The sequence below is a fragment of the Rhodanobacter sp. FW510-R10 genome, from assembly GCF_058781105.1.
The window spans coordinates 3202760-3217801 of record NZ_JBYSWL010000001.1 but is presented as its reverse complement, the minus strand read 5'-3'; the positions used below and the strand labels follow the sequence as shown (position 1 = coordinate 3217801).

The following is a 15042-nucleotide window of genomic DNA, read 5'->3' as shown; positions in this document are numbered from 1 at the left end:
TCAGGGCTGGATGCGCTGCGTGGACTTGAGCCGGACCACGCCGCTGGCGTCATAGTGCTCGAACCAGGCGAACAACGCCGGGATGGAATTCCCGAACCATACGCTGTTGCGCTGGCTGCGGCTCACGAAATCCTCATCCGCCATGTGGTCGAGCATTTCCCGCAAGGCCCGGTAGTAATCACACACCTCCAGGAACGCGCAAGGGTGCCGGTGCAGGTCGAGCTGGGCCCAGGTCATCATTTCGAAGATCTCGTCCATGGTGCCGAAGCCACCGGGGAGCGCGACGTAGGCATCGGCCAGCTCGGACATGCGCGTCTTGCGCTGGTGCATGGTTTCCACGACATGCATTTCGTGGACCCCGGGGTGTGCACGCTCGTGCTCAACCAATTGCCGCGGAATCACGCCGATCACCTTGCCGCCGCCAGCCAGGGCCGCGTCGGCCAGCACGCCCATCAGGCCCACCTTGCCGCCGCCATACACCAGGCCGATCCCGCGCGATGCCAGTTCGGTGCCGAATGCCCGCGCCAGGTCGGCGTATGCAGGATGGGTGCCGCTGTTGGCGCCGCAGTAGACACAGATGGTTGATGGTTGGGGCATAGTCGGTGCGCTCCGGGCATGTTTGATCCGTCATCCCAGCCAAAGCTGGCAGCCAGTGCCTCTTCCGGTGACGAGCAAGGCGATCCCGGATCGGCGCACGTCCTTGCATCGCAGGGAACGAGGTGCGCGCGAGGCGCTGGCTACTGTGTCATCGCACGGCCTTGTGCTCCACGGGATGGCGCATTGGAGGCATGGGATCCTGGGTCAACGCACATCCCTGTGCTGCACGGGATGAGGTCATGCATGAGACTGGATCCCGTGTCGTCGCACGTCCCTGTGCTGCACGGGATGAGGTCATGCATGAGACTGGATCCCGTGTCGTCGCACGTCCCTGTGCTGCACGGGATGAGGTCATGCATGAGACTGGATCCCGTGTCATCGCACGTCCCTGTGCTGCACGGGATGAGGTCATCCTGACCTCAATTGCCCTTGTGGATGGAGCGCTTGTCGACGGACAGGGCAGCTTCATGGACGGCTTCCGACAGCGTCGGATGCGCATGGACGATGCGGGCAAGGTCCTCGGAGGAGCCGTTGAACTCCATCGCCACCACGCACTCGGCAATCAGCTCGGACACGCCCGGGCCGACCATGTGCACCCCGAGGATGCGATCGGTGTCGGCGTGGGCGAGCATCTTCACCTGGCCCACGCCCTCGTTCATCGCCACGGCGCGGCCGATGGCGGCGAACGGGAAGGTGCCGACCTTGTAGGGCACACCGGCATCCTTGAGCTGCTTCTCCGTCTTGCCGGCCCAGGCCACTTCGGGCTCGGTGTAGATCACGAAGGGAATGGTGTCGTAGTTGACGTGGCCGGCCTTGCCCCCAATCCACTCGGCCACCGCCACGCCTTCCTCGGAACCCTTGTGCGCGAGCATCGGACCGCGGATCGCATCACCGATGGCCCACACGCCGTCCACGCCGGTATGGCAGTGCTCGTCGACCACGATGCGGCCGCGTTCGTCGACCTTCACGCCAGTGTCGTCGGCCAAGAGATCCTTGGTGTAGGCGCGGCGGCCCACGGCCACCAGCAACTTGTCGACCACGAGCTGCTGTTCGCCGCTCTTGTCGGTGTAGGTGAGGTGCACGACGCGGCTCTTATCAGGCCCGGCCTTCACCTCGGCCTTGTTAAGCTTGGCGTCCAGCTTGATGGCAAGCCCTTGCTTGGCGAATTCCCGGGCCGCGAGCTTGGCAATGTCGGCGTCGGCCACCGAGAGGAAGTCGGGCAACGCCTCGATGATCGTGACCTCGCTGCCCAGGCGGCGCCACACGCTGCCGAGCTCGAGGCCGATCACGCCGGCGCCAATCACGCCCAGGCGCTTGGGCACTTCGGTGAAGTCCAGCGCGCCGGCATTGTCGACGATGGCCTCGCCGTCAAACTTGGCAAACGGCAGCTCGATCGGCACCGAACCCGAAGCCAGGATGACGTTGGGGGCGTTGATGGTCTGCTTGCTGCCATCCGCTGCAGTGATCTCGACATTGTTACCCTTCAGCAACTTGCCGGTACCGTAGAACGCGGTGACCTTGTTTGCCTTGAACAGTTGGCCGATGCCGCCGGTGAATTGCTTGACGATCTTGTCCTTGCGGCCGATGAAGGTGCCCATGTCGACCTTGGCGTCCTTCACGCTGATACCGTGCGCCGGCAGGTTGTGCGCAAGGTTCCAGTACTGGCGCGAGGAATCGAGCAGCGCCTTGGACGGGATGCAGCCCACGTTGAGGCAGGTGCCGCCCAAAGCCTGCTTGCCGTCCTTGCCGGTGAAGGCATCCACACAGGCGGTCTTCAGGCCCAACTGCGCGGCGCGGATTGCAGCCACATAGCCGGCCGGGCCGGCGCCGATGACGATTACATCGAATTTATCGCTCATGGTTTTCCTCTTTGCTCTTTCCTTCTCCCGCGGGGAGAAGGTGGCGCGAAGCGCCGGATGACCCTCACCCAACCCCTACCTCCCACCGGGACTTCCCACGGTCACCGGCGGGAGAGGGGCTCAAGGCCTTACAGGCCAAGCAACATCCTTTGCGGGTTTTCCAGCTGGTTCTTGATGTCGACCAGGAACTGGACCGCATCCTTGCCATCGATGATGCGGTGGTCGTAGGACAGCGCGATGTACATCATCGGTGCGGCCACTACCTGGCCATCCTCGACGATTGCCCGTTCCTTGATCGCATGCATGCCCAGGATGGCGCTCTGCGGCGGGTTGACGATCGGCGTGGACAGCAGGGAGCCGAAGGTGCCGCCGTTGGTGATGGTGAAGGTGCCGCCCTGCAGGTCGTCCAGCGACAGCTTGTTCGCCCGCGCCTTGGTGGCGTAATCGGCGATGCCCTGCTCGACCTCGGCAAAGCTCATGTCCTGCACGTCGCGCAGCACCGGGGTCACCAGTCCCTTGTCGGTGGCCACCGCGATGGAGATGTCCTGGTAGCCGTGGTAGATCACGTCGTTGCCATCCACTGAGGCATTGACGAAGGGGTAGCGCTTCAGCGCCTCGGCTGCGGCCTTGACGAAGAAGCTCATGAAGCCGAGCTTGATGCCGTGCTGCTTCTGGAACGCTTCGCCCAGCGCCTTGCGCATCTTCACCACTTCGCGCAGGTTCACCTCGTTGAACGAGGTCAGCATGGCGATCGAGTTCTTGGATTGCATCAGCCGTTCGGCGATGCGCGCACGCATGCGCGTCATCGGCACGCGCTCTTCCGGACGCGAACCCGGGGTGGGCTTTGCGGCTGGCGCACTCGGTGCTGGCGTGGCGACCGGGGCGTTGTTGCCCTTGCCGTAGTTGACGAGGTCTTCCTTGGTTACGCGCCCGTCGCGGCCGGTACCACTGACCTTCGAGGCGTCGATGTGTTCCTCGGCGGCCACGCGGCGGCCGGCAGGGGACAGCTCAGGCCCCTTGGCCGGGCTTGGCGCGGACGCAGCCGGTGCCGGCGCGCTGGCGGCCGGGGCAGCCTTTGTCGCCTCCGGCTTGGACGGGGCCGGAGCGGCCGCCGCGGTGGCGCCTTCTTCGATGATCGCAATGACCTCGTCGCTGCCAACCACGTCACCCTCCTTGTGCGTGATCGACTTCAGCACGCCATCGACCGGCGAGGGGACTTCCAGCACGACCTTGTCGGTCTCGAGGTCCACCAGATTCTCGTCGCGCTTGACGGCATCGCCGGCCTGCTTGTGCCAGCCGGCGATCGTGGCATCGGAAACCGACTCGGGTAGGACGGGAACTTTGACTTCGGTGGACATAGGAGGCTCTTCAGGTTGTGCGTCCGTGCCTGGACGCGAGTGGCGAACGGCGGCCATCACTGGCCACGGTATGGGAAGGGATCATTCCGCGGCAGAATCGGTTTCGGTGCCGCCGACCAAGGCCTGCTCGACCAAGGCGGCTTGCTCCACGGTGTGCGTCTTCAGGTGACCCGTGGCCGGTGCTGGCGAGCGCGCGCGTCCGGCATAGCTCAGGTGATGCTGCTCGCCCACGCACGCCTGCAGGTGATGGCGAATCTGGAACCAGGCACCTTGGTTCATGGGCTCTTCCTGGCACCACACCACGTCCGTGGCAGCGGGATACCTGGCCAACTCGGCGCTGACCTCACTGCGCGGGAAGGGGTAGAGCTGTTCCACGCGCACGATCGCGGCGTCGGTCAACTTGTCCTTGTCCGCGTGCTCCAGCAGGTCGTAGTACACCTTGCCCGAGCAAAGCACGACGCGCTTGACCTTCTTGGCATTGAGCTTGCGCGCTTCGCCAATCACCAGTTGGAAGCGGCCGTTGGCCAGCTCGTCCAGCGTGGACACCGCATGCTTGTGCCGCAGCAGCGACTTGGGCGACATGACGATGAGCGGCTTGCGTACCTTGCGCAGCATTTGCCGGCGGATCATGTGGAAATACTGCGCCGGCGTGGTCGGTACGCAGACCGACATGTTCTCCATGGCGCACATTTGCAGGTAGCGCTCCAGCCGTGCCGAAGAATGTTCCGGGCCTTGCCCCTCATAACCATGGGGCAGCAGCAGCACCAGGCCGCAATAGCGGTTCCACTTGGCTTCGCCGGAGGTGACGAACTGGTCGATGACGACCTGGGCGCCATTCGCAAAGTCGCCAAACTGCGCTTCCCAGATGTGCAGCGTGGACGGGTCGGTCGTGGCATGGCCGTACTCGAACGCCAGCACGGCGTTTTCGCTCAACAGCGAATCGATCACTTCGACGTCGGCGCCGGTGCGAATGGTCGCCAGGGGCAGGTAGGTATGCCCGTCGGTCTGGTCGTGCAGCACGGCGTGGCGATGGAAGAACGTGCCGCGGGCGGAGTCCTGACCCACCAGGCGCAGGTCGTGCCCGTCGTCGACCAGCGTGGCGTAGGCGAGATTTTCCGCGTAGCCCCAGTCGACAGGTGCTGCACCAGCCAACATCTTGGCCCGGTCCGCGTAGATCTTGGCGACCCGTGAGTGCGGCTTGAGGTCGGCCGGCATGGTGATCAGCTTCGTGCCCAGCGCCTTGAGCTCGTCGGCCGCCACGCGGGTGTCCACGTCCACCCCCAGCTTGCCGGTGGTGAACTGCGCCCAATCGACCCTGCCATCACGGTTGGGGTGCGGGTCTACATCAGTCATTGGTTCCCCAGCCTCGAGCCGCGCCCGGTACGCATCGAACTGCTTTTGCGCTGCGCCTTCGGCCAGCAGGCCCTGCCTGACCAGTTGCTGCTGGTAGAGGTCGCGGGCAGTGGGGCGGCTGCGGATGATCTTGTACATCATCGGCTGGGTCGCGGCCGGCTCGTCAGCTTCGTTGTGGCCCAGGCGGCGGTAGCACACGAGGTCGACCACGACATCGCGCTCGAACTGCTTGCGGAAGTCGTAGGCCAGCCGGGTCACCTCGATCACCGCTTCGGGGTCGTCGCCATTGACGTGCAGCACCGGCGCATTGACCATCTTTGCCAGGTCGGTGCAATACAGCGTCGAGCGGGCGTCTTGGGGATTGGACGTGGTGAAGCCGACCTGGTTGTTGATCACGATGTGCAGCGCGCCGCCGATACGGAAGCCGCGCGCCTGCGACATGTTGAGCAACTCCATGTTCACGCCCTGGCCGGCAAACGCGGCATCGCCGTGGATGAACACGGCCATGGACTGCTTGTGCCCGCTGTCGCGCCGTCGCACCTGGCGTGCATGCACCGATCCAGCCACCACTGCGTTGACGATTTCGAGGTGCGAGGGATTGAACGCCAACGCGACGTGGACGCCGCCTTTGGGCGTCTTGACGTCCGTTGAAAAGCCCAGGTGATACTTCACGTCGCCGGTGTGGGCGGGGTCTTCCGGATGCTCGAATTTCCCCTCGAATTCATCGAACAGGGTCTTTGGCGGTTTGCCCAGGATGTTCACCAGCACGTTCAGCCGGCCACGGTGCGCCATGCCGATGACGACTTCGCGGATGCCCTGGTCGCCCGCGCTGCGCACGACGTCGTCGAGCATCGGGATCAGGCTGTCCCCGCCTTCCAGGGAGAAACGCTTCTGGCCCACATACTTGGTGTGCAAGTAGCGCTCCAGCCCTTCGGCGGCGGTGAGCCCGTCCAGCACGCGCTGCTTGCCGGCAGTGTCCAGGCCGCTGTCGCCGGCTGCCCGCTCCAGCCGACTGTAGATCCAGTTGCGCTGATCGTGGTTGCTGATATGCATGAACTCGGCACCAATGGTGCCGGTGTAGGTCTTCTTGAGGCGCTCGACCAGGTCGCGCAATTTCATGCGCTGGCCATTGCCCGCGTAATTGCCAGTGTCGAACTCGGTGTCGAGGTCGGCGTCACTCAGGCCATGGAACGCAAGACCCAGGTCGGGCGCCGGCATTTTGTCGGCAAGATTCAGGGGATCGAGATCGGCTGCCAGGTGGCCGCGTGAGCGGTAGGCGGTGAGCAGGCGCAACACCCCGGCCTGCTTGCGTGCATGCTCGTCGCTGACCGGAACGGCTGCGCGCGGGCCACGTTGCTGCTGGGCGGCCTCGATACGCGCGATGGCGCCGTCGGGGGCGATGTCGCCGTGCTGGCGGCCCTGGAACGAATCGAAGTAGCGGCCCCATTGCGCTGATACGGCGGAGGGATCGGTCAGCCAAGCGTTGTACAAGGCCTCGACGTAGTCGGCATTGCCGCCGGCCAGGGCGGAAGATTCGGCAAACTCGCGGATTGAATTGATACTCACGTCGCCACCGGCAGGGAAGGAAAACTTGCAGCTGTCCGGCGATTGCAGGGGCCGCGGTGCCGTGTCGGCGTGGAGTACCGAAGTGGCAGGCGGATGCCGGATTGGTCGAGGCAATTATAGCCTTCGCCTGCTGCAATGCGGCAACCTGACGGGCACGAGGCATTTTCCTCCACCGGGGCCGCCACGGCGCGGGAAGCGCGGTCATATGCGGTTTGCGTCCGGGCAGGTAGGGAAGGCGGCTTTTCTTTCCTTAATCTACAGATCAAGCGCGTTCAGGATGGTGGCACGTTCGGCACGTTCCCAGCTCTCTCCGAAGTGTTGGCGCAGCGGGACCTGGGCACTCCGCTGCGTACGCGCCGCGCGGCCCGCCGGACGGCTGGCGTCGGGCAGGAACAGATAGCCGCCGGTGTCCGTCAACAGGTAAGCGCTGGCGTAGGCAAGATCCACCGGGTCGGTTGGCGTGCGGAACTGGAAGGCGCTGGTCAGGCGTTGCGCGAGCGGTAGCAGGGGATGGTCGATTACAACCGCCGCGGCCGGGTCGTGAAGCAAGATGCGGATGCTGGCCGCGCGCCCCGAACAGGCGATGCGACGCAGCTGCTCGAGCTCGGCTGGCGTGGCGAAGATGCCGGCGTGCAAGCTCGGCAGGTAGGCCAGCAACTGATGCCGGGTATCGGCAAGCAATTGCAGGCGCGCGGCGGCAATCTCCCCCTGACTGCCGGCGGGCAGGGCGCCGATGTCGCGCGGCGGTGGCCGCTTGCCGCGAGCCTGGGCCGGGCTGGGCAGGGACAGGCTGCAGCGCACGATGGCCCCGTCATTGGCCGCATCCGGCGGGTTGGCGACGAAGCCGGCCTTGGCAAAAAAGCCCGTGGCTGTGGCGGGCACGTCCGCGGTGAGCGTAGGCATACCGAGTGCCCGTGCCCGGGCGATGAGTTCGTGCACGATGGCGCTACCCACGCCCTGGCCGCGCGCTGCCTCGCGCACGACGATGCAGCCGATCCGGCCCCCTTCGGCCAAGCTGCCGCAACCGAGGGCCTGGCCTCCGGGATCGCGGGCAAGAGCCCACCAGTTGGCGGCTTGGTAATCTGCCTGTACACCGGCGTCGGGTGGCGACGCGGTCGTCGCCAATGCTTCTTGCCACAGCTTGCGCAGCTCGGCTTGCCGGGCAGCGCCCGCCCGCTCGAAGAGTTCCAGATGGAACTCCTGCAGCCTCATCTGCGTGGCCGGCGCAGGCTGAGGTGTCCGGCGTTGACCAGCACCCGTAGCAGTGCGGCGCCGGCAGCATCGGGCTGGGCTGACAACACCAGGCTCGACTGCGCACACAGTTCCTGCGCAAGCGGTGCGGGGGCGGGGTAGGCCTCGCCGCTCGCATACAGGGTGCAGGTCGAACCGTTGCGGCTCCAGGCCAGGCGCGTCCAGGGATGACGCAGGAGCGTCGCTCCCGTCGCGAGCTTCGCCGTCAGCGCTGCAGCCGACAGAGGCTTGCCTGGCGCGACGACCACTTGCGCGTTGCGGTAGCGGGTGATGAAGCGCCCGAACCAATCCAGCAGCATTGCGTCGTCGAAGGCCGCCGCGAACGGCAACGCCTGGCGCAGGCGGCGGAGCGTGGCACGGTCGATCTCACCGCGGTGGGTGGCCGGGACGAGGTCGGGGTCGGCATAGCGCTGGTCGTCGGGCAGGCGCTCGGCGAGGTAGTCGGCCAAGTCGCCGGTCAACTCCGCCGTGGAAGGCGCGCGCATGCCGACGGACAAGGTCATGCATCGCGCACCGACGGCAATACCGTCGTGCGGCACGCCCGGGGGCAGGTACAGCACGTCGCCGGGGTCCAGCAGCCATTCGTGGGTGGGCGTGAAGTCCACGAGCTGTTTCAACTCCACATCGGGACGGAAATCCCGGGGTGCCGTCGGATCGGTGCTGATGGCCCAGCGCCGTTGGCCCAGGCCCTGGATCAGGAAGACGTCGTACTGGTCGATGTGCGCGCCGACCCCGCCGCCGTCCTCGGCGTAGGACACCATGATGTCGTCCACGCGCCAAGTGGGCAGGAAGCTGAAGGGTTGCAGCAGCTGGGCGACGTCTACATCCCACTTGTCGACGTCCTGCACCAGCAGCGTCCAGTTGGCGTTGCCGGTCGTGGCGAAGTCGCCATCGGCGAACGGTCCGCTCCGCACCTGCCAGCGCGTGCGCTTTTCGTCGTGTGTGACCAGCCGCGCCAGCACGCCATCCTCGCAGGCCAGGCCGGCCAGGTCGTCGGGCTGCAGCGGCGGCTTGAAACCAGCAAAGGCTTGGCGCACCAGCAGCGGCCGCTTCTGCCAGTAATCGCGCAAAAACCGCGCTGGACTCATACCCAGCGGCTGCTTGCCCGTGCCGCGGACTTCAAGGGGAGGGGGCGCTGGTTTACTCATGCCGGCATTGTACCGGGGCCGGCCCGGAGGCAACGCGACAAGCCCACCACTTTGAGTGCATGATCGCGTCCGCAGGGGCCCCTCTTTGCCTGGGAGAGACTCATGATCCACGACAGCATGATCGACACCATCGGCCACACGCCGGTGATCCGCCTGCACCGCGTCGGGCCCGCCCACGTCGAGCTGTACGTCAAGGTGGAGGCGTTCAATCCGGCAGGTTCGGTCAAGGATCGGCTCGCGCTGGCCATCATCCTCGATGCCGAACAGCGCGGCGCGCTGAAACCGGGCCAGACCGTGGTCGAGGCCACCTCCGGCAATACTGGCGTGGCCCTGGCCGCGATCTGCGCGGCGCGCGGCTACCCGTTCGTGGCGGTGATGGCCGAGACGTTCTCCATCGAGCGACGCCGGCTGATCCGCGCCTACGGCGGCAAAGTGGTGCTGACGCCGGCTGCCGCGCGCGGCAGCGGCATGGTGGAAAAGGCGCTGGAGTTGGCGAAGCAACACGGTTGGTTCTTCACCAACCAGTTCGAGAATCCAGCCAATCCGGCCTATCACCGTCAGACCACCGCGGCGGAAATCCTGCGCGATTTCGCCGGCCACCGGCTGGATTACTTCGTCACCGGCTGGGGCACGGGCGGCACGCTGACCGGCGTCGGCGAGGTCATGAAGGTCGCACGCCCGGAGGTGCGCATCGTGGCTGCCGAGCCGACCGTCGCGGCCCTCCTATCCGGCAAGGAATGGCAACCACACAAGATCCAGGGCTGGACTCCGGACTTCGTCCCGGCTGTGCTCAACCGCAAGGTCATCGACCGCATTGTGCTGATCGACGACGAGCTGGCCCGCGACACCACGCGCCAGCTGGCCTGGCGCGAGGGAATCTTCGCCGGCCTCTCCTCCGGCGCCACCCTGGCGGCTGCCCTGCAAGTCGCGGCGGGTGCGCCGCAAGGCTCGGTGCTGCTGGCCATGCTGCCCGACACCGGTGAGCGGTATTTGTCGACCTTCCTGTTCGAGGGCGTCAACGAAGGCTCGGACGAGGTGGACTGATCGCTGCCAATGGCCGGCGCCGGGTCGAGACACGGCGTGCGTCGCGGCACGGGAACCGGCGGCACGCGGCCGCCGTGGGTGATCGGACTGCAGGCAATGGCAATGGGATGTCCCATGCAGGCGCGCCGGGGCTGATCGGGGCCGGCTTGTCGTGCGTCGCCTGGTGCAGTCCTGCCGGGAAGACATCGCGGCCGCTTCGATGTACGGTTTGCAAGTGGGGCGGGGTTGCGGCCAGGGATGCGCCGTAGATTGCCGGCCAGGGCAGGCAGGGCATGGGGCCGACTTGGGAGCGAAGATGAGAACATCACACTGGCGTGCGACGACGCTTGCATTGTTGTTGTCGGGGGCTGCAGGGCTGGCCGCATCCGCGGCGGAGGCACCTCCCACCGAATTTCCGCCGGACGCCTTCCCGTCCACTTACCAGCCGCTGCCTGCGCAGGCCACGCTGATCGACCATGCGACGATCTATACCGGCACCGGTGAGCGCATCGATGACGGCGCCGTGCTGTTGCGCGACGGCAAGATTGCCGCGGTCGGCAAGCAGGTCAACGCGCCCGCGGGCGCTACTGTCATCGATGCCAAGGGCAAGTACGTCACCCCGGGCCTGATCGACGTGCACTCGCACCTCGGCGTCTATCCGTCGCCCGCGGTGGAAGCCACCGGGAACGGCAACGAGATGACGAACCCGAACACGTCGCAGGTGATGGCCGAGCATTCGGTCTGGCCGCAGGACCCGGGTTTCAATACCGCCCGCGCCGGCGGTGTGACCACGTTGGAGATCCTGCCAGGCTCGGGCAACCTGATCGGTGGCCGCGGCGTGGTGCTGAAGAACGTGCCGGCCACGACCGTGCAGGCGATGAAGTTCCCGGATGCGCCGTACGGCCTGAAGATGGCCTGCGGCGAGAATCCGATGCGGGTCTACGGCAGCCGCCACCAGTTCCCGTCGACCTTGATGGGCGATGTCGCCGGTTACCGCCAGGCGTTTGCCGACGCCCAGGCCTACGATCGCGAGTGGAAGGCCTGGGAAGCCAAAGCCAAGGCCAAGGGCGTCGCTGAAGCCGGTTCGCCGCCGAAGCGCGACCTCGGCAAGGAAACCCTGGCCGAGGTGCTCGACGGCAAGATTCGGGTGCAGATGCACTGCTACCGTGCTGACGAGATGGCCCAACTGCTCGATGTCGCGCAGGAATTTGGCTTCCGAATCGCGGCGTTCCATCATGCCGTCGAGGCTTACAAGATTCCGCAGATGCTGGCCAAGACCGGTACCTGCGCGGCAGTGTGGGCCGATTGGTGGGGCTTCAAGATGGAAGCCTGGGACGGCATTCGCGCGAACCTCGCGATGACCGACGCCGGCGGTGCCTGCGCGCTGATCCACTCCGATGACGAAAACGGCATCCAGCGCCTCAACCAGGAAGTAAGCAAGGCCTGGGCCGCGGGCCGGCTTGCCGGACTGGACATCAGCAAGGAACATGCGGTGATGTGGATGACGCTCAATCCCGCGAAGGCGCTTGGCCTGGACGACCGCATCGGCTCGCTGGAGCCGGGCAAGGATGCCGACGTGGTGCTCTGGAGCAGCGACCCGTTCAGCGTCTATGCGCGCGCGGAGAAGGTGTTCCTCGATGGCGCCGTGGTCTATGACCGCGCCGACGCGGCGCGGCAGGCGAAGTCGGACTTCATGCTTGGCGGCTTCATCAAGCCGTCGGCCACGAAGACCAATGCTGGCAGCGCGGAGGACAAGCGATGAAATACCTGGCCATGCTCCTGGCGCTGCTGTGCGCCGCCTGTGGCCCTGCCGGCCATACCGATACCCAGGCCGATACCACCGCTGCAAGCCATGGCACGGGCACCTACGCGATCACCGGCGGTACCGTCTACACCCTGGGTGCCGCCGGCAAGATCGAACATGGCACGGTGCTCATCAAGGATGGCCGTATCGCCGCGGTCGGTGCCGACGTCGCCATCCCGGCGGATGCCGAACGTATCGATGCGACCGGCAAGGTCGTCACGCCCGGCATCTTCGATCCGGAGAGCCAGTTTGGCATCGTCGAAGTCGGGGCCGTCAAGGAGACCCGCGACGCCTCGGCCGGGGACTCGCGCTTCAGCGCCGCGTTCGACGTCGCCAACGCGATCAATCCGCGTTCGGTGCTGATCCCGGTCAACCGCATCGCTGGCGTCACCCGCGCGATGGTGTCGCCGATGGACGGCGACAAGCACATCATCGCCGGTCGTGGCGCGATCATCGACCTGGGCTCCACCGAGGGCTTCATCCACCGCGATCCCGCGGCGATGTTTGCCACGCTTGGCGAATCGGGTGCGGCACTGGCCGGCGGCTCACGCGCGGCGGCCATGCTGGCCTTGCGCGAGGCGTTGCAGGATGCGCGGGACTACGCCGACAACGCCAGTGCCTACGCCAAGAACCAGCGGCGCGGCTACGCGTTGACCCGGCTGGACCTGCAGGCATTGGGTCCGGTACTGGACGGCAAACAGCCGCTGGTGGTCGAGGTCAACCGTGCCAGCGACATCGAGGCAGCAATGCGTCTGGCCCACGACTTCAAGCTGAAATTGATCATCTCCGGCGGCGCCGAGGCGTGGATGGTTGCCGATGAATTGGCGGCCGCCCACGTTCCAGTGCTGCTCAATCCGCTGGAGGATTTGCCGGCGCATTTCGAGACGCTGGGCTCGACGCTGGAGAACGCCGCGCGCCTGCAGAAGGCCGGCGTGCTGATCGCGTTTGCCACCGGTGACACGCACAACGCCCGCAACGTCACCCAGGCCGCCGGCAATGCCGTTGCCAACGGCCTGCCATGGCTCGAAGCACTCAAGGCGCTGATGCTGAACCCGGCGCGGATCTACGGCATGGACAAGGACCTGGGGACGCTGGAGCAGGGCAAGGCGGCCGACGTGGTGGTCTGGAGCGCCGATCCGCTGGAACTGTCCACCTCTGCCGAGCAGGTGTTCATCGCCGGCCGCAAGATTCCCATGGTGAGCCGCCAGACCATGCTGCGTGACCGCTACATGCAGGCCATGCACGAAAAGCAGGCTTTGCCAGCTGGCTACATCGTGCCAACCGCGCAGTAAGTCTTGCCGCGGGTGGTAGACCGGAAGGGGGGGCGCCGAGTGGCGCGACCCCTGCTTGCCGCATGGAGGCGTCGCGCGTCGCTGCTGGTCAGTCCCGGAAGTTGTCGAACTGCAGCGGCAGCCCGACGTCGGCGTTGCGCAGCACGGCCATGGCGCTCTGCAGGTCGTCGCGCTTCTTGCCGCTTACGCGCAGCTTGTCGCCGTTGATCTGCGCTTCGACTTTCAGCTTGGCTGCCTTCAATAGGCCGACCAGTTTCTTTGCCACCGACTGCTCGATGCCTTGCTGCACGACGATCTTCTGGTGTGATCCGCCGAGGTTGGTTTCCGCCTCGCCGACGTCGAGCGAGCGGATGTCGATCTTCCGTGCCACCAATCGGCCGCGCAGGATATCCAGCATCTGCTGCAGCTGGAACTCGCTGGGCGCGCTCAGCGTGATCACGAAGTCGTCCAGTGTGTACGACGCGTCCTGGCCCTTGAAGTCGAAGCGGTTGCCCAATTCGCGGTTGGCCTGGTCGACTGCATTGGTCAGCTCGTGCTTGTCGACTTCTGAGATCACGTCGAAGGAAGGCATGGCGGCAACCTGCTGGGGACTGGATGCACAGTGTAAGCGGTCCAGCCGGGCGACCAGCGATGTTGTTTGCGGCCGGGCGACCTTCACCCTGTTGGGCGCTTACCCATCTGTTTGTGCTGTGCCAGACGCCTCAACTAGCCCCGCCCCTTTATTTGCCCACATCATGGCCGCTTTTTTCGACCATGCCCATCATGCGCAAAAAATACCCGGCGGTGAACGCCGGGTATCATGATTGACGCTGGTGACGGGATCAGCTGTCTTGACGACGGCGACGAGTATAAAGCAGTGCACCCGTGCCGAGCAGGCCAAGCAGCATCAAGGGCAGGTCCGCGGGTTCCGGCACCGGATTGGGGTTAACCGGCGTCAGGTTCTGGTCGAACCAGATGTAGTTGTTGTTGACGATGCGGGAAATACCGTTCTCGATCGAACCCGCCAGTATTTCACCGTTGCCTTGGCCGTCACCGAAACCTACGGCAGCGGGCGTGCCACCAAAACCGCCACTGCCTCCGCTAGCGTCGCCAGTCTCCCACTGCATGTCCCTGTAGAAGAAGCCAATGGCTCCTTCGCCGGTTGGAATGCTGTAACCGGGCCCGCGCAACACGAGCTGGAAGCTGTTCAGCAGGCTGGCATTCTGACTGTAATACCCGACCGCGTCCCAAGTGACGATCACTTCGTTGGCGATGCTGTTGTTCAGGTGCATCACACCGCTGGCAGGATTGCGCGTATCCACGTCCGCAAAGAATGGCGAGATGATCGGTACTGGCGCGCCTTGCGGGCCGTTCGGGGTGAAGCTGGAAATACCACTCGTGAAGCTGATGTTGCCGTTGTTGTTGGCCCAGAACTGGGTGTAGTCCTGGCCGAAGAAGCTCAGGGTGAACCCGAGGTTGATCGGTCCGCTGAAGCCGTCGTCATTACGTCCATCCAACGCACCCACATTCGCGGCATTCCCGCCTCCGGTCATGACCAACACATTGCCTAGATCGTTGGTGTAGTACTGGCCGGAATGGATCAATGCGCTGTCGGGAACCGTGGTGACGGTCGCAAAAACGCCCGTGGAACAAGTGGCGGCGAAGATGCAAGCCGCTGCAAGCAATTTCTTCGCAATCATGGTTATGCCCCCGCTTCCGTTGTCGTCCTGGGGTCTGATCGCAGCAAATTGGATGCCAATTCGCAACCGGTGGATACCTAAGGATATTTTTCCTGATCACTTTCCGGAGGGG

At 65.3% G+C, this 15042-nt stretch carries 11 protein-coding genes; 3 read left to right on the top strand and 8 right to left on the bottom strand.

Translation table 11 applies throughout. The features are described 5' to 3' along the window. The 6 genes from AC3WJB_RS13990 to AC3WJB_RS13965 all read right to left on the bottom strand — a co-directional run bounded on the left by AC3WJB_RS13990 (position 1) and on the right by AC3WJB_RS13965 (position 9132). Positions 1-597, bottom strand: coding sequence for an LOG family protein (locus AC3WJB_RS13990; RefSeq protein ID WP_492682554.1), 597 nt, complete (start codon positions 595-597; stop codon positions 1-3). Positions 598-1016: 419 nt separating this feature from the next. Then, positions 1017-2456, bottom strand: coding sequence for a dihydrolipoyl dehydrogenase (gene lpdA, locus AC3WJB_RS13985; protein WP_492682552.1), 1440 nt, complete (start codon positions 2454-2456; stop codon positions 1017-1019). A gap of 128 nt (positions 2457-2584) precedes the next feature. After that, positions 2585-3814: a 2-oxoglutarate dehydrogenase complex dihydrolipoyllysine-residue succinyltransferase gene (gene odhB / locus AC3WJB_RS13980; protein ID WP_492682550.1), complete on the bottom strand. Its 1230-nt coding sequence runs from the start codon at positions 3812-3814 to the stop codon at positions 2585-2587. Between the two features lie 81 nt (positions 3815-3895). After that, positions 3896-6733, bottom strand: coding sequence for a 2-oxoglutarate dehydrogenase E1 component (locus AC3WJB_RS13975; protein ID WP_492682548.1), 2838 nt, complete (start codon positions 6731-6733; stop codon positions 3896-3898). A 255-nt stretch (positions 6734-6988) separates the two neighbouring features. After that, entirely contained in the window at positions 6989-7945 is a 957-nt protein-coding gene (locus AC3WJB_RS13970) for a GNAT family N-acetyltransferase (protein WP_492682546.1), read from the bottom strand. Further along, complete coding sequence (locus AC3WJB_RS13965; protein WP_492682544.1) at positions 7942-9132, bottom strand: JmjC domain-containing protein; 1191 nt, start codon at positions 9130-9132, stop codon at positions 7942-7944. The genes AC3WJB_RS13970 and AC3WJB_RS13965 overlap by 4 nt, the downstream gene beginning before the upstream one ends. Positions 9133-9234: 102 nt before the next feature. On the opposite strand from AC3WJB_RS13965, the gene cysK reads away from it, so the two are divergent. From cysK to AC3WJB_RS13950, 3 genes are all read left to right on the top strand, one after another. Beyond that, a complete protein-coding gene (cysK, locus tag AC3WJB_RS13960; protein ID WP_492682542.1) occupies positions 9235-10176 on the top strand; it encodes a cysteine synthase A in 942 nt (313 codons plus the stop codon). 295 nt (positions 10177-10471) lie between these two features. Then, positions 10472-11917 carry an amidohydrolase gene (locus tag AC3WJB_RS13955; RefSeq protein ID WP_492682540.1) on the top strand — a complete coding sequence of 482 codons (1446 nt, stop codon included), beginning with the start codon at positions 10472-10474 and terminating at the stop codon, positions 11915-11917. After that, complete coding sequence (locus AC3WJB_RS13950; protein ID WP_492682538.1) at positions 11914-13251, top strand: amidohydrolase family protein; 1338 nt, start codon at positions 11914-11916, stop codon at positions 13249-13251. The genes AC3WJB_RS13955 and AC3WJB_RS13950 overlap by 4 nt, the downstream gene beginning before the upstream one ends. A gap of 88 nt (positions 13252-13339) precedes the next feature. On the opposite strand, the gene AC3WJB_RS13945 is transcribed toward AC3WJB_RS13950, so the two are convergent. Together AC3WJB_RS13945 and AC3WJB_RS13940 are read right to left on the bottom strand one after the other, a co-directional pair. After that, on the bottom strand, positions 13340-13822 hold the full coding sequence (locus AC3WJB_RS13945) for a YajQ family cyclic di-GMP-binding protein (RefSeq protein ID WP_492682536.1): 483 nt from the start codon (positions 13820-13822) through the stop codon (positions 13340-13342). 250 nt (positions 13823-14072) lie between these two features. Then, entirely contained in the window at positions 14073-14930 is an 858-nt protein-coding gene (locus AC3WJB_RS13940; protein ID WP_492682534.1) for a nidogen-like domain-containing protein, read from the bottom strand. Between the last annotated feature and the right edge of the window lie 112 nt (positions 14931-15042).

Bases quoted from the DNA above. Each gene is read 5' to 3' on its own strand.
- AC3WJB_RS13950 (WP_492682538.1), top strand. From the start codon at position 11,914: ATGAAATACCTGGCCATGCTCCTGGCGCTGCTGTGCGCCGCCTGTGGC.
- odhB (WP_492682550.1), bottom strand. From the start codon at position 3,814: ATGTCCACCGAAGTCAAAGTTCCCGTCCTACCCGAGTCGGTTTCCGAT.
- AC3WJB_RS13990 (WP_492682554.1), bottom strand. From the start codon at position 597: ATGCCCCAACCATCAACCATCTGTGTCTACTGCGGCGCCAACAGCGGC.
- AC3WJB_RS13945 (WP_492682536.1), bottom strand. From the start codon at position 13,822: ATGCCTTCCTTCGACGTGATCTCAGAAGTCGACAAGCACGAGCTGACC.
- AC3WJB_RS13955 (WP_492682540.1), top strand. From the start codon at position 10,472: ATGAGAACATCACACTGGCGTGCGACGACGCTTGCATTGTTGTTGTCG.
- AC3WJB_RS13970 (WP_492682546.1), bottom strand. From the start codon at position 7,945: ATGAGGCTGCAGGAGTTCCATCTGGAACTCTTCGAGCGGGCGGGCGCT.
- AC3WJB_RS13965 (WP_492682544.1), bottom strand. From the start codon at position 9,132: ATGAGTAAACCAGCGCCCCCTCCCCTTGAAGTCCGCGGCACGGGCAAG.
- AC3WJB_RS13940 (WP_492682534.1), bottom strand. From the start codon at position 14,930: ATGATTGCGAAGAAATTGCTTGCAGCGGCTTGCATCTTCGCCGCCACT.
- lpdA (WP_492682552.1), bottom strand. From the start codon at position 2,456: ATGAGCGATAAATTCGATGTAATCGTCATCGGCGCCGGCCCGGCCGGC.
- cysK (WP_492682542.1), top strand. From the start codon at position 9,235: ATGATCCACGACAGCATGATCGACACCATCGGCCACACGCCGGTGATC.